The organism is Arthrobacter sp. AD-310, from assembly GCF_054656615.1.
Window position 1 is genome coordinate 1 of the sequence record NZ_BAAHNO010000016.1, and the last position, 13192, is coordinate 13192.

The window sequence follows — 13192 nt, forward strand, 5'->3', positions numbered from 1 at the left end:
CTGCAGGAGTTCTTCCTGCAGGCGCGGGTCGGTGGCCTGGTCGTGCCGGGCAACCATCAGGCTTCCTTGACCACGCGGTTCGTCAGCTGGCCCAGGCCCTCGATGGTGGTGACCAGGACCTGGCCCTCCTGCAGGTAGCGCTTGGGGTCCTGGGCGTGGCCCACTCCGCCGGGGGTGCCGGTGGCGATCACGTCGCCGGGGTTCAGCGTGATGATCGTGGAGATGTAGGAGACCAGGAATTCGGGGGTGAACACGAGGTCGGACGTGGGGGTGGACTGCTGGACTTCGCCGTCCACCGCCGAGGTCATCAGGGGGCCGGCGGTGAATTCGTCCTTGGTGACCAGGGCGGGTCCGAACGGGGTGGATTTCTCCCAGGTCTTGCCCTGCAGCCACTGGATGGTGCGGAACTGGTAATCGCGCATGCTGATGTCGTTGAGCACGGAGTAGCCGGCGATGTGGTTGGCTGCTTCGGCTTCGGGGATGCGGCGGCCGGTCTTGCCGATCACGACGGCGAGTTCGGCTTCCCAGTCCACGGTGTCGGACTCCTGCGGCAGCGCGAGGTCGTCGTTGGGGCCGATCAGGGATTCGGCGTACTTGGCGAACAGGGTGGGGTGTTCGGGGACCTCGCGGCCCATCTCCCTGATGTGGTTGCGGTAGTTGTGTCCCACGCAGATGATCTTCCCCGGGGAAGGCACGACGGCGGCGAGGTCGGCGCCGTCCAGCGCGTGCGTTGCGCCGCTGGCTGCCTTGGCCGTGGTTTCCCAGGTGGGGTCCTGCAGCAGGGCGCCGACGTCGGAGAAGCCGGGGATCTCGGTGAGCGTGTCGCCGTCCTGGCGGACCGCCGTCGTGCGCGCTTCAGTGCCGGTGGCAGTGTCCCCGGAGGTCAGGCGGAGGGTGAGGAGTCTCATTACTTGGTGCGTCCTTCGGTGTAGGTGCGGTTGAAGTTCAGGCGTTCGAAGATGGGGGCGTCGGAAAAGCGGAAGAGGTCGAACTCCGCTTTTGAGCCGGCGTCGCCGGAGGCTTCCAGGGACCACTGGGCCCAGGACGGGACCACGAACAGGTCACCCTTGGCCAGTTCCCGGCGTTCGCCGTCGAGCACCACGGTGCCAGTGCCCTCGAAGACCTGCCAGACGCTGGAGCCCACCTCGCGGAGGGGCTGGGTGGAGGCGCCGGCGCGGAAGCGGTGGAATTCGGCGCGGATGGTGGGCATCACGTCGCCGCCGGTGGTGGGGTTGGTGTATCGGACGGCGGCGTGCCCCTGGGACACCGTGGCCGGGTGGCCCTCATCCTCGAGCAGGAGCTGTTCGCGCAGGGCGGCGTCCGTGTGCTCCCAGCGGTACGCGGCGATGGGGGAGTTAGTGGTGTCCTCCAGCCCCGAGAGTGGGCGCAGGCCCGGGTGGGCCCAGAGCCGTTCGGAGCGGGAGATGTCCGGGGTGGCCTCGTCCGTGACGCGCTCGGTGCCGAACTCGAAGAACCCGGCGTCCGTGTAGTGGACAAACGGGATGTCCAGGCCGTCGATCCAGGCCATGGGCTGGTCGGTGTCGTTGTGGTGGCCGTGGAAGTTCCAGCCCGGGGTGAGCAGGAAGTCGCCCCGTCGCATGGCAACGGGATCACCGTTCACCACGGTCCACACCCCCTCGCCTTCGACGACGAACCGGAACGCGTTTTGTGAGTGCCGGTGCTCCGGCGCGGTCTCGCGGCCACCGAGGTACTGGATTGCAGCCCACAGGGTTGGGGTGGCGTACGGGGTATTGCCGAGGCCCGGGTTGGCGAGGGCGATGGCGCGGCGCTCCCCGCCGCGGCCCACCGGAACCAGGTCGCCGGCGCGAGCAGCCAGCGGGTACAAATCGTTCCAGCGCCACACATGCGGCACCGCCTTGGGGGACGGGACCATAGGCATGAGGTCGGCGATCTCGGTCCACAGCGGGATGAGGTTTTCGCTGTCGAAGTCGCGGTAGAGCTGCTCCAGCTGGGCGGCTTCTTCCGGCGTGGGTTCCGGGACGGTCATGCCCTGGGCAACGGATTCGTGCGTGGGGTTATCGGCGCTGATGGACACGGTGGCCTTCTCCTTGCGTGCGGACTTGGTGTGCGGCGTGGCTTCGACACTAAGGAGCGCTCCGCTGTGATGGCCAAGATATTCTGTTCTCCAGAATCTTTGTGCCAGTGCCGGCCTGGACCGGTCAGTGCCGGGCCGCAGGGTCCACCGGGTTGGCGGCAATGTCGATTTCCAGCTGCCGCCGCGTCTCCAACATCACCGCCACGAGGCCGGCGTCGAACAGGCGCCGGAACCGGGCCACCGGGGTGGCCACGCTGATGGCTCCCACAACGTCCCCGCGGCCGTTATGCAGCGCCATCCCAAAAGCGCTGATGCCCTCCTCGGTTCCCTCGAAGTTCGCTGCGAAGCCGTTCGCCCGGATGGCCTCCAGCTCGCGGAGGAAGGCAGGGTACTCGTCGTCCGGGATGTTGTCGCCACCGATTTCCGCGTTGGGGCTGCGGAAGAGCTGCTCCAGCATGGACGGTTCCAGTTCCGCGAGCATGGCCTTGCCGCCTGAGGCTTTGTTGGCAGGCATGACTGTGCCTTGCCGGTCGCCGACCCGTAGGGCGTTGGTGCCTTCCACCGTGTCGAGGAAGCGGACCTTGGTGCCTACCCGGATCATCAGGTTCACCGTTTCGTTGGTCCGTGAACTCAGGAGTTCCATGTGGGGCCGGGAGATCTCCCGCAGTGGCCGCGTCCAGCTCACGCCTGCGGGGCCGGCGCCCATGGCAGGTCCGGGAACGTAGCGGCGTGATTCGTCCTGAACGGCGAAGCCCCGGTAGACCAGCATGGCCAACAGGCGGTGCGCCGTGGACGGCGCCACGTTCAGCTCCTCGGCCGCGTCTTTGAGCCGCAGGCTGCCCACGTCCCGCAACAGCTGCAAAAGTTGCAGGGCGTTGTCCACCGCTTCGATGGGATAAGTGGGTAACTTCCGGGCCGGAAGATTCTGCATGACAGAATGTTATAGGCGGGGCAGGGTGGTGCCCAGCACAGTGGTGGGATGAATCACAGCCCTTCCGCTGCAACGCCGCAGCGCAACTCCGCGGGTCCCGCCCTGACGGGAGCCGGCGCAGGCTCATCCTCCGCCTTCCCCAAGCGTTCGGCCATGGCCGTCCTGGTGTGCTGGCTGCTGGTGGTCTTCGACGGCTACGACCTGATTGTCTACGGCACCGTACAGTCCTCGCTGATCAACGGCACAGACTGGGGCCTGACCAAAGCCACCGCAGGCACCGTCGGGTCCATGGCCTTCATCGGGATGATGATCGGAGCCATTTTTGCTGGCCGAATGTCCGACTCCTGGGGCCGCAGGCGGACGATCATCGGCTGCGCCGTGGTGTTCTCGGTGTTCACCATCCTGTGCGCGTTCGCCCCAAACGCTTTCATCTTTGGCGCCCTCCGCCTGCTGGCCGGGATCGGACTGGGCGGCCTGGTTCCGTCCGCCAATGCCCTCGTGGCCGAACTGGTGCCGGCACGCTGGCGGTCCACCATCGCCACCCTGATGATGTCCGGCGTTCCCATCGGCGGCTCCATCGCCGCCCTGGTAGGCATCCCGCTCATCCCTGCATTCGGGTGGCCCGTCATGTTCCTGGTGGCCGTCCTTGCACTTGTTGTCGTCATCCCCCTCGGGCTGCGCTACCTGCCCGAAACGCTGCCCTCCGAGGAGCCTGCCGCAAGCGGCAAAGCAGCAGTCAAGGAACCCGTGGGCTTTGGCTCACTGCTCCGCCCGCCCTTTATCGGCCTCAGCGTGCTGTACGCCGTTGCCACCCTGGTTACCCTCTTCGCCTGGTACGGCCTGGGCACGTGGCTGCCCAACCTCATGCAGCTTGCCGGCTACAACCTGGGCTCGGCACTGACGTTCGCCCTGGCCCTGAACCTCGGCGCCGTCGCCGGTTCGGTCATCACCGCCTGGGCAGGCACCCGTTTCGGACCTGTCCCCACCGCCATCGCGGCAGCGGGCGTAGCTGCCGCCGGACTCCTGGTCCTGGTTACCGGGCCGCCGGTCGCCGTCGTCTACCTCATGCTGGTCCTCGCCGGCGTGGGAACCCACGGCACGCAGTGCCTCATCATTGCCGCCGTCGCCAGCCATTACCCGGCACACCTGCGCGGCACGGCGCTCGGCTGGGCCCTCGGCGTCGGGCGCATCGGCGCAGTCGCCGCACCCCAGGTGGGCGGGCTGCTGCTCGCCGCAGGCCTGGGCGTGAACTCGAACTTCCTGGCCTTCGCCGGAGCCGCCGCCGCAGCAGCGATCCTGCTCGGCTTCATCATCACCAAGAACTCAACAGCAAAAGCAGTAGGAGAATCACATGTCTAACGACGCAGCCACCACAGATGTCCTGGTAGTGGGCGGCGGCATGGCCGGCCTGGCCGGTGCCCTGGCCCTGAAGGAGAACGGCGCCGACGTCACCCTGGTGGAAGTTGCCCCGGCCTTCGGCGAAGTGGGCGCGGGCCTGCAGATGGCCCCCAACGCCTCCCGCGTCCTCAAGCGCTGGGGCCTGCTGGAGAAGGCGCTGGAGATCGGCGTCCAGCCCAAGCACCTGGTGTTTCGTGACGCCGTCACCGGCGAGGAACTGACCCGCCAGACCCTCGGCGGGGAATTCGAGGAGCGATACGGCGCCCCCTACGTGGTGATCCACCGCAGCGACCTGCACAGCATCCTGCTCGAGGCCTGCCAGGCGGCCGGCGTGAAGCTGGTCAACGACGTTCTGGTGCAGAAGGTGGAAACGGACGGCGACCGCGCCCGGGCCTACAGCGCCAAGGGTGAGGTGTTCGAAGCCGACGCCATCCTGGCCGCGGACGGCCTGAAGTCCACCCTCCGCGGTACCGTTGCCAACGACGGCCCGGTGAACTCCGCCTACGTTGCCTACCGCGGCACCGTGCCGATCACCCCTGAAACCCCGGCCGCCGACCTCGAGGACGTCATCGTCTACCTCGGGCCCAACTGCCACCTGGTGCAGTACCCGCTGCGCAAGGGCGAGCTGCTGAACACCGTGGCCGTCTTCAAGTCCGCTTCCTTCGAGCGCGGCGAGGAGCAGTACGGCGGCGTGGACGAGCTGGAGGCCGCCTACGCGGATTGTGTTCCCGCCGTGCAGGAAGCCCTGAAGAACTTGGCGACCGGCATCCGCTGGCCCATGTACGACCGGAACCCGATCGAGAACTGGGTGGCGGGCCGTATGGCCCTGATCGGCGATGCCGCGCACCCCATGCTGCAATACCTGGCGCAGGGTGCCTGCCAGGCGCTCGAGGATGCGGCCGTGCTGCAGGACGCCACCCAGGGCCTGGTTTTCACCGATGAGGGCATCAACCCCGGCGCGTGGGAAGCAGCGTTCAGCGAGTTCAATGGCACCCGTGCCGCCCGCACCGCCCGGGTCCAGCGCACCGCCCGCATCTGGGGCGAGTCCTGGCACGTTGACGGCGTGGCGCGCGTGCTGCGGAACATGCTGTTCAAGAGCCGCGGCGACAACAACTTCCAGTACAACGACTGGCTGTACGGCCGCAACGAGCCCGGCGTTCCCGCCGAGGATACGGCTACTGCTTTATCGCGGGGAAGCCTCGTGGAGGCGTAGGTACCGCAGTACCAGGCGGGCGCACGGCGGCGGGTGGCTCCCGCCGTCGTGCGCCTGAAACTCGTCGTACGCCTGAAACCCAAGGAGCGGGTGGGGGCAGGGCAGGAAGGCTCAAGGTTTGGTCAGCCGGTCGGGGCCGGGCCTGTGGACTCCCGGATGGTCAGGTGGGTGGGCATTACGGCGAGTTGGCGTGTCGCGTTTCCGGCGAGCGGGTTGAGCTGGGACAGCAGCATGGAGACGGCCACCCTGCCCGCCTGCTCTACGGGACTTGAAATGGTCGTGAGGGGCGGGTGGCAGAAATCCGCGCCAAAGATATCGTCTGACCCGATGATGCTCATGTCCTCGGGAACCCGAATGCCGCGAGTCCGGAGGCGCTGAAGCATGCCAATGGCAAGCAGATCGTTGAATGCAATACAGGCAGTGGCTCCCGTCCGGACGGCAGCGTCTGCTGCCGCTGCCCCCGATGTTGTCTTCGGTGCAAAGGGGCCGATCCGGTGGATGTCCATTGCGCGTTTGGACGCTTCCTCCTCAAAAATTTTCAGCCGCGCCCGGTTGGACCAGGATGTAGGCGGGCCGCTGACGTAGCAGACCCGGTGGTGGCCCAGGGAAGCCAGGTGCTCCAGCGCCTGGATGATGGCGGAGGGCGTGTCGATGACCACTGTGGGGGCGCTGGTGGAGGCGCGGTTGATAGTTACCAGTGGCTGGGTCTCGGAAACCTCGGCCAGTTGCGCGTCAGTCAGGCGGGAAGCCGCGAGGATAAATCCGTCGGCAGAGCGCCTCATTTTGTAAAGCGACTCAAGTTCCATTTCGCTGGACTCTTCCGTATCCACCAGCAGCTGCGTATATCCCGCTGCCTTGAGCTGGTGTTGGGTGCCGCGGATGATGTCGAAGTAGAACGGGTTGGTAATGTCCGGTACGAGGACGGCGACGGCGTTAGTGCGCCCCGAGCTGAGTCCTTGTGCCTGTGAGCTGGGCACATAGTTCAGCTGGGCGGCTGCTGCTTCGATTCGTTCTCTGGTGTGCCGGTTGACCCGGTCGGGTTTCGAGAGGGCGCGCGAAACCGTTGATGTGGCCACGCCGGCGAGCTGGGCGACGTCCCGAATTGTTGGAAGTTTTTCCGCACCCGTGCGTCCTTCCAGCGGACCTTCAGGAGTGGGTCCGGTCTTTGCTGCATTCACTGGGCAGTCCTTTCGTGCCGGGAAGATACCCGGTCCCTTCTGCACGGTGGAGTGCCGTCCCCAATCCAAACATCTTTTGGCAACTTTTGGCAACCGCTTGCCGCCAGAATTGCCATCTCCCTAGACTGAGTCTCAAATCGCCTGCAGTGATGTGCGCCACTAGGAAATGTGGCCATGTGGGTGTCCAAAAGGAGATAACAATGAGGTTTAAATCGTTTGGGCTCGCGGCAATCGTTTCCGCTGCGGCACTGGCTTTAACGGGGTGCGGCGGCGGGTCCGGCACTACCGGTTCGTCTACAAGTGCTGACGGAAAAGTGGATGGTACAGGCAAGACCCTCAACGTGCTCGTCGGCGTACTGAGCCAGTACCCGGAGGAGCAGAAGCAGTGGCAAAGCGAGATCGCTGCAAAATTCAAGGCTGAAACGGGTGCTGACGTAAAGTTCGAGACCTTCGCCTCGGCCAACGATGAGCTCACCCGAATCCAAACGTCAGTCGTCTCCGGCCAAGGGCCGGACATCTACGGACTGGGCACGACCTTCACGCCGACTGCCTATGCCACCAAGGCGTTTGTGACGTTGTCCGACGACGACTGGGAGAAGGTGGGGGGCAAGGACCGGTTCAATGAGGCTGCCTTGGGGATCTCCGGCCCGGACGAGGAAAACCAGGCCGGTATTCCGTTCGTCAGCCGCCCGTTCGTGATGGCCTACAACAAGGAACTCCTGGCTGCGGCCGGAATTGAGAAGCCCGCCACCAGTTGGGATGAACTCGCGGAGCAGGCGAAGAAGATGACCAAGGACGGCACCTACGGCCTGGCCACCGGTTACAAGGACAATTTTGACCCGTGGAAGTTCATCTGGGCGATGTCCGTCCAGGCAGGCAACCCGATCGTGGACGGCGACAAACTCAAGCTCGATGACCCCGCCGTCAAGAAGGCTTACGAAACCTACTTCGGCTGGCTGACCAAGGACAAGATCGTTGATCCGGCTTCCGTGGGCTGGAGCAACAGCAACGCCGTCGCGGCGTTTGCCAGCGGCAAGGCCGGCTACCTGATGATGACCACCTCAAGCTCCATTCCGACCCTCGAAAAGTCGGCCGTCGCCGGCAAGTACGACTACGCACTGATGCCCACCACCCCTCCGGGCGCGTCCAGCTCCAAGAATGCAGACGCAGCGAGCATCCTGTCCGGCGACAACCTGGTGGTAGCGGACTACTCGAAGGAGAAGGACCTGGCCTTCGCGTACATCAAGCTCGTCACCTCCAAGGAGGAACAGTTGAACTACCAGAAGATCTTCGGCGACCTGCCGGCCAATGCCGAAGCCCTGAAGGAACTGGGCGGAAATGCGAAGCTCAAGCCCATTACGGATGCTGCCGCCAAGTCCAAGGCAACTCCCTTCACCGGAGCGTGGGGAGATATCCAGCTTGGCCTGACGAACGTCACGGTCCAGTCCGTCCCGGACCTTGCCGCCGGCAAGGTGGACACTTCTGCCCTCGAAGCACGCATCAAGGAATCGCAGAGCAAGGGCCAGGCATCCCTGGACCGGGCCTCTAAGGGATAGTTCTGATGTCAACTGACGCTTCCAATGAAGTCCGGGTTGCGGCGGAGTCCGCCGCAACCCGGGCGGCACACTCTGCCGCTGACGTAGCCGGCCAAGAGCCAAGTGGGCAGAACAGCCCGCGCCGCAAGGGCCTCAGCGAACGCAACCGCCCCCTCTGGATGCTGATCCCGGGCGGAGCGCTGATGATCATCATCATCGTCCTGCCGCTGTTGCTGGGCATCTACATGTCCACCCTCAACCTCGACCAGTACACCCTCCGCAAGTGGATCAGCTCGCCCTTCATCGGCGTCGAAAACTTCGTCGAAGCCCTGACGTCCTCACCCCTCCTCCACGCCACCTGGCTGAGCGTCAGCTACTCACTGCTGGCAATGGTCGTGACCCTGCCGCTCGGCATAGCTGCCGCCGTCGCGACGCAGAATGCCTTCAAGGGACGGGCCGTGATCCGGTCCATCTTCCTGATCCCCTACGTGCTTCCGTCGTTCGTGGTGGCGACCGTCTGGCGCACCATGTTCCAGCCGGACGGCATCGTGGACAAGGCCCTGGGGACGATGGGCATCGAAGCCGGCCTCTGGCTGAACGGACCGCAGACCTTCTGGACGCTGGTGCTGGTACAGATCTGGGCTTCCTGGCCTTTCATCTACCTGCTCGCACTGTCCGGGCTGCAGTCCGTTGACCACGAGGTCCACGAGGCATCCGCTTTGGACGGCGCACTGTGGTGGAACAAGTTGCGCTACGTGATCTTCCCTTACCTGAAGGGGCCGCTCGCGCTCGCGTTCCTGATTGGCATGCTGCACCACATAAACAACTTCACGCTTCCCTACGTCCTGTTTGGAGTCCCTGCCCCTGCAGACGTAGAAGTCCTGCCGATCCTTACCTACGTCACCAGCTTCCAAAGCTTCCGTTTCGGGCTAAGCGCGGCCATGGCCTTCGTTTCCCTGGTCCTGATCGCCATTCCGTTGTTTGTCTACCTGCGCGCCGTCAAGCTTGACGACGCCGAGTCACCTGGAGCCAAGAAATGAGCACCTCCACTGCCACCCGGCGGAGCGCGGCTACCGCGGACATTCCGCGCCCGGGATCCAAGCGCCAGCACGAAGTCCTGCGGCTGCTCCCCGGACCTTTGCTCGCAATCATCCTGGTGTTCCTCGCTGCCCTCGTGCTGATTCCTGTGTTCTACATCTTCCTGGCGTCCGTAAACTCGGACATCGGAGTGGCCAACGGAGAATTCTGGCCGTCAAGCTTCAGCCTTGAGAACTACTCGAAGATCTGGACCAGCGTAGGCCTGGCCACAGGACTTGCCAACAGCGTCCTGGTGGCCGGTGCAACGGCGGTTGTGTCGGCGGCATTGTCCGTATCTACAGCCTTCGTCCTGGTCCGCTACAGCTTCCGGGGCCGCCTCACCATTCTGCGCGGCCTCCTTGCCCTGCAGTCAGTGCCGGGAACCCTGATGGTGCTGCCGGTGTTCGTGCTGTTCTCCTCGGCCGCCACCTACTTGGGCATACAGGTCATCGGAACCCAGTGGGGACTCTTTGTCACCTACCTGACGTTCGCCATGCCGTTCTCCACCTGGGTGATGGTCACCTACCTCCGCGGGCTTCCCCGGGAACTCGAGGAGGCAGCCAGGATCGACGGCGCCAGCAACCTGGGCGTCCTGTTTCGGATCATCCTGCCCCTGAGCTGGCCCGGCATCGTGGTCTCCGGCATCTTCGCGTTCCTTCTCGGATGGAACGATGTGCTCTTCGCCTCCGTCATGACCCGACCGGAGAGCCAGACCGCTGCAGTGGCCCTTCAGATCTTCGGAGCCTCGCAGGAAGGCGGCGCTATCCCGTTTTACGGCCAAATGATGGCGGCGGCGCTGGTGTGCGCCGCGCCGGTGGTCATCCTCTACCTGATATTCCAGCGCTACCTAGTAGGCGGGCTCACCGCCGGAGGAGTTAAATAACCATGCTTTCGACCACCCAGGTCACCTGGCAGCTGTCAGGCTTCGGCGACGAGATCGACGACGACCCCGCAATCCAGATCGCGGTGTTGCAGGCCCTCGGAGCCAACCACATCGAAGTCCGCAGCGCATGGGGAACCAACATCGTGGACCTCAGCGACGAGCAGCTTCGAGCCCTTGCCGCGCTGCTGGCGGAGAAGGGCATGAAGGTGTCCGCCATCGCTTCGCCGATCGGGAAAGTGGACGTGAGCCTTCCCGTTGAACACGAAGTGGAGCGGCTGCGCCGGGCAGTCCATGCCGCCAAGGTGCTGGACGCCAAATACATTCGCATCTTCTCCTTCTACTACGGCGACTCGGTGCAGGTGGAAAGCATCCGGGACGACGTCATCGAACGGATGCGGGCCCTGGCCGATGTTGCAGAGGAAGCCGGCGTGATCCTGCTGCACGAGAACGAGAAGGACATCTTCGGGGACACCCCGGACCGCGTCCTGGACATCATCGAGACCGTCAACTCGCCCGCGCTGAAGGTGGCCTGGGATGCCGCGAACTTCGTCCAGGTGGGGGTGAAGCCCTTCGACGAAGGCTACGCGAAACTCCGGCCGCACCTGGAGTACCTCCAGGTCAAGGACGCCCTCTTTTCCAATGGCCACGTGATGCCCGCCGGTGAAGGCGACGGAGACGTGCTCAAGACCGTGGAGGCCCTCAAGAACGACGGCTACCAGGGATTCGCTTCCCTGGAGCCGCACCTGGCCGGCGCCCACGGCCTGGGCGGGTTCTCCGGCCCCACGGCCTTTGGCATCGCAGCACGCGCCTTCGCGAAAGTCACCGCAGAAGCAGGAGTCCAGACAGCATGAGCACCCTGAACGTAGCCATCACCGGATGCGGCACCATCGGCCGCACGCACGCAGTTGCCCTGCAGGAGTTCCCGGACGTCCGCATCGTGGCCCTGGTGGATGCCATTCCGGAGGCGGCCGAAGGGCTCGCCGACTTCATCGAGAAGCAGGGCGGCGAGCGGCCGGCTCTCTACACCACCCAGGCGGAGGCCTTCGCCGCCGAGGACATCCACCTCGTGGCCCTGGCCACCCCCAGCGGCCTGCACATCCAGCAGAGCCTGGAGGTCCTCGCCGCCGGCAAGCACGTAGTGATCGAAAAGCCCCTCGACGTCGACCTCAGCCGCGCGCAGGAAATCGAAGCCGCCGCCAAGGAAGCGGCCGCCAAGGGCATCGTCGCCTCGGTCATCAGCCAGCACAGGTTCGACCAAGCCAGCGTTGCTGTCTCTACGGCCATCGCCAACGGCCGCTTCGGCAAGCTGACGTCGGCCATCGCCTCCGTTGCCTGGTGGCGCAGCCAGGGGTACTACGACTCCGGCGATTGGCGCGGCACCTGGGCCATGGACGGTGGCGGAGCGCTGATGAACCAGGGCGTCCACACCGTGGACCTGCTCCTGTGGTTCATGGGCCGGCCGGTGGAGATCTTCGCGCACACCGCGCGGCTCGCCCACGAACGGATTGAGGTGGAGGACACGGCCGTAGCCACCGTCACCTTCCAGAACGGCGGTGTGGCGGTCCTGCACGCCACCACTGCTGCCTACCCTGGCCTGACCGTCCGGGTGCAGTTGATGGGATCCGAAGGTTCGGCGGTGGTGGACAACGACCGCCTGCAGTACTTCCACAGCAGCGACGCCGGCGGCGAGTCCGCGGACATGGGCCTCCAGGGCGGGGGCAACCAGGCGGAAGAGGAACTGGCCAAATACCCGGAGGAGGACTACAAGGCGGCCGATCCCACGGTGTACCCTGCCGGCCATGTCCGGCAGTACCGGGACATCCTGGCTGCCGTCGCCGGCGGAACACAGCCCGGCGTCACCGTCAGCGACGCAGTCAATGCCCTCGCCGCCGTGCGTTCCGTCTACGTCTCAGCAACCCTCGGCCAGCCCGTCCTCTTTGAGGATGTCCTGGCCGGAAAATACAACGACCTTGAAGTCCGCACGGGCAGCACCGCGGCAGAAAGCGCCTGACGCTATGAAGTTTTCAGTATTCACCGCATCAACCCCCGAGTGGACCCCCGAAGAAGCCGTCAAGCACCTGGCAGACCAGGGGTGGGACGGCGTCGAATGGCGCATCACCGACCAGGCCGCCGCCGCCGAGCCGGGCTTCTGGGCCGGCAACAGGGCCACCGTCCCGCTCACCGGCATGGAAGACAACCTGCAGCGCATTGCCGCCATCACCCGCGACGCCGGCCTGGAGTTCTCCGGCGTCGGCGGGTATGCGCGGTGTGACAACCACGCGGACGTGGACCGGATGCTGGCCGCGACCGCCGCACTGGGCGCAGGCCAGGTCCGCGTGACCACACCGCCGCTGGGCACGGCTGCCTGGGGCAACGAACCGGCCAGCGGCACGCCCTACCCGGAACTCTTCGAGGGAGCCCGCCGCGACTTCGAGTGGATCGCCGAGCGGGCGGCCCACCACGGCGTGAAGGCCCTCGTGGAACTGCACCACCGCACCATCACCGCGTCGGCCTCCTCTGCGCTTCGCCTGCTGGATGGGCTGGATCCCCGGCACGTGGGGGTCATCCACGACCTGGGCAACCTGCTGATCGAAGGCCAGGAGGACTACCTCCCGGCGTTCGAGCTCCTCGGCGACTACCTGGCACATGTGCACGTCAAGAACGCCGTATGGGTCAACAGCGGCGAGACCGATGAATCGGGTGCGGCCATCTTCCGGAACGAGTGGGCGCCGCTGCGCTCAGGCCAGGGCAGCGTGCTGGAGTACTTTATGGCGCTCGCAGCCTTCGGCTACGACGGCTGGGTGACCGTTGAGGACTTCTCCACCGAGCTCCCGTTGGCCGAACGGACCGCGGACAACCTGGACTACCTTCGCTCCACGGCCGCCCTCGCAGGGCTTTCCGTCCCGGCAGGGAGGCGCTGA

At 65.4% G+C, this 13192-nt stretch carries 12 protein-coding genes; 8 read left to right on the forward strand and 4 right to left on the reverse strand.

Going from position 1 to position 13192, the window contains the following annotated elements:
* Positions 1–56: 56 nt before the first annotated feature.
* The 3 genes from ACYQ1Z_RS10935 to ACYQ1Z_RS10945 form a co-directional block, all read right to left on the reverse strand.
* Positions 57–908, reverse strand: coding sequence for a fumarylacetoacetate hydrolase family protein (locus ACYQ1Z_RS10935; protein ID WP_459792546.1), 852 nt, complete (start codon positions 906–908; stop codon positions 57–59).
* A complete protein-coding gene (locus ACYQ1Z_RS10940; RefSeq protein WP_459792547.1) occupies positions 908–2056 on the reverse strand; it encodes a cupin domain-containing protein in 1149 nt (382 codons plus the stop codon). The genes ACYQ1Z_RS10935 and ACYQ1Z_RS10940 overlap by 1 nt, the downstream gene beginning before the upstream one ends.
* 124 nt (positions 2057–2180) lie before the next feature.
* On the reverse strand, positions 2181–2987 hold the full coding sequence (locus tag ACYQ1Z_RS10945; RefSeq protein WP_459792548.1) for an IclR family transcriptional regulator: 807 nt from the start codon (positions 2985–2987) through the stop codon (positions 2181–2183).
* A 48-nt stretch (positions 2988–3035) separates the two neighbouring features.
* Here ACYQ1Z_RS10945 and ACYQ1Z_RS10950 point away from each other — a divergent pair, with 48 nt between their 5' ends.
* Together ACYQ1Z_RS10950 and ACYQ1Z_RS10955 are read left to right on the forward strand one after the other, a co-directional pair.
* Positions 3036–4346 carry an MFS transporter gene (locus tag ACYQ1Z_RS10950; RefSeq protein ID WP_459792549.1) on the forward strand — a complete coding sequence of 437 codons (1311 nt, stop codon included), beginning with the start codon at positions 3036–3038 and terminating at the stop codon, positions 4344–4346.
* Positions 4339–5598 (forward strand): FAD-dependent oxidoreductase, encoded by a 1260-nt coding sequence (locus ACYQ1Z_RS10955; protein ID WP_459792550.1) that lies wholly within the window; start codon positions 4339–4341, stop codon positions 5596–5598. Before ACYQ1Z_RS10950 ends, ACYQ1Z_RS10955 begins: the two co-directional genes overlap by 8 nt.
* 122 nt (positions 5599–5720) lie before the next feature.
* Here ACYQ1Z_RS10955 and ACYQ1Z_RS10960 read toward each other — a convergent pair whose 3' ends face one another.
* Positions 5721–6737 carry a LacI family DNA-binding transcriptional regulator gene (locus ACYQ1Z_RS10960; RefSeq protein ID WP_459792753.1) on the reverse strand — a complete coding sequence of 339 codons (1017 nt, stop codon included), beginning with the start codon at positions 6735–6737 and terminating at the stop codon, positions 5721–5723.
* 239 nt (positions 6738–6976) lie between these two features.
* Here ACYQ1Z_RS10960 and ACYQ1Z_RS10965 point away from each other — a divergent pair, with 239 nt between their 5' ends.
* Genes ACYQ1Z_RS10965 through ACYQ1Z_RS10990 form a run of 6 tightly spaced genes read left to right on the forward strand, consistent with a single transcriptional unit; the run spans position 6977 to position 13192 of the window.
* On the forward strand, positions 6977–8332 hold the full coding sequence (locus ACYQ1Z_RS10965; protein WP_459792551.1) for an ABC transporter substrate-binding protein: 1356 nt from the start codon (positions 6977–6979) through the stop codon (positions 8330–8332).
* A gap of 5 nt (positions 8333–8337) precedes the next feature.
* Positions 8338–9351 carry a carbohydrate ABC transporter permease gene (locus ACYQ1Z_RS10970; RefSeq protein WP_459792552.1) on the forward strand — a complete coding sequence of 338 codons (1014 nt, stop codon included), beginning with the start codon at positions 8338–8340 and terminating at the stop codon, positions 9349–9351.
* Positions 9348–10271: a carbohydrate ABC transporter permease gene (locus ACYQ1Z_RS10975; RefSeq protein WP_459792553.1), complete on the forward strand. Its 924-nt coding sequence runs from the start codon at positions 9348–9350 to the stop codon at positions 10269–10271. The genes ACYQ1Z_RS10970 and ACYQ1Z_RS10975 overlap by 4 nt, the downstream gene beginning before the upstream one ends.
* 2 nt (positions 10272–10273) lie before the next feature.
* The gene (locus tag ACYQ1Z_RS10980; protein ID WP_459792554.1) at positions 10274–11122 is read left to right on the forward strand and encodes a sugar phosphate isomerase/epimerase family protein; all 849 of its coding nucleotides are present in this window, start codon (positions 10274–10276) and stop codon (positions 11120–11122) included.
* Positions 11119–12282, forward strand: a complete 1164-nt coding sequence (locus ACYQ1Z_RS10985; RefSeq protein ID WP_459792555.1) for a Gfo/Idh/MocA family protein — start codon at positions 11119–11121, stop codon at positions 12280–12282. Before ACYQ1Z_RS10980 ends, ACYQ1Z_RS10985 begins: the two co-directional genes overlap by 4 nt.
* A 4-nt stretch (positions 12283–12286) precedes the next feature.
* Positions 12287–13192: a sugar phosphate isomerase/epimerase family protein gene (locus ACYQ1Z_RS10990; RefSeq protein WP_459792556.1), complete on the forward strand. Its 906-nt coding sequence runs from the start codon at positions 12287–12289 to the stop codon at positions 13190–13192.

Coding starts and splice junctions, on each gene's coding strand:
- ACYQ1Z_RS10935 (WP_459792546.1), bottom strand. CDS start 908: ATGAGACTCCTCACCCTCCGCCTGACCTCCGGGGACACTGCCACCGGC.
- ACYQ1Z_RS10945 (WP_459792548.1), bottom strand. CDS start 2,987: ATGCAGAATCTTCCGGCCCGGAAGTTACCCACTTATCCCATCGAAGCG.
- ACYQ1Z_RS10950 (WP_459792549.1), top strand. CDS start 3,036: ATGAATCACAGCCCTTCCGCTGCAACGCCGCAGCGCAACTCCGCGGGT.
- ACYQ1Z_RS10955 (WP_459792550.1), top strand. CDS start 4,339: ATGTCTAACGACGCAGCCACCACAGATGTCCTGGTAGTGGGCGGCGGC.
- ACYQ1Z_RS10965 (WP_459792551.1), top strand. CDS start 6,977: ATGAGGTTTAAATCGTTTGGGCTCGCGGCAATCGTTTCCGCTGCGGCA.
- ACYQ1Z_RS10970 (WP_459792552.1), top strand. CDS start 8,338: ATGTCAACTGACGCTTCCAATGAAGTCCGGGTTGCGGCGGAGTCCGCC.
- ACYQ1Z_RS10975 (WP_459792553.1), top strand. CDS start 9,348: ATGAGCACCTCCACTGCCACCCGGCGGAGCGCGGCTACCGCGGACATT.
- ACYQ1Z_RS10980 (WP_459792554.1), top strand. CDS start 10,274: ATGCTTTCGACCACCCAGGTCACCTGGCAGCTGTCAGGCTTCGGCGAC.
- ACYQ1Z_RS10985 (WP_459792555.1), top strand. CDS start 11,119: ATGAGCACCCTGAACGTAGCCATCACCGGATGCGGCACCATCGGCCGC.
- ACYQ1Z_RS10990 (WP_459792556.1), top strand. CDS start 12,287: ATGAAGTTTTCAGTATTCACCGCATCAACCCCCGAGTGGACCCCCGAA.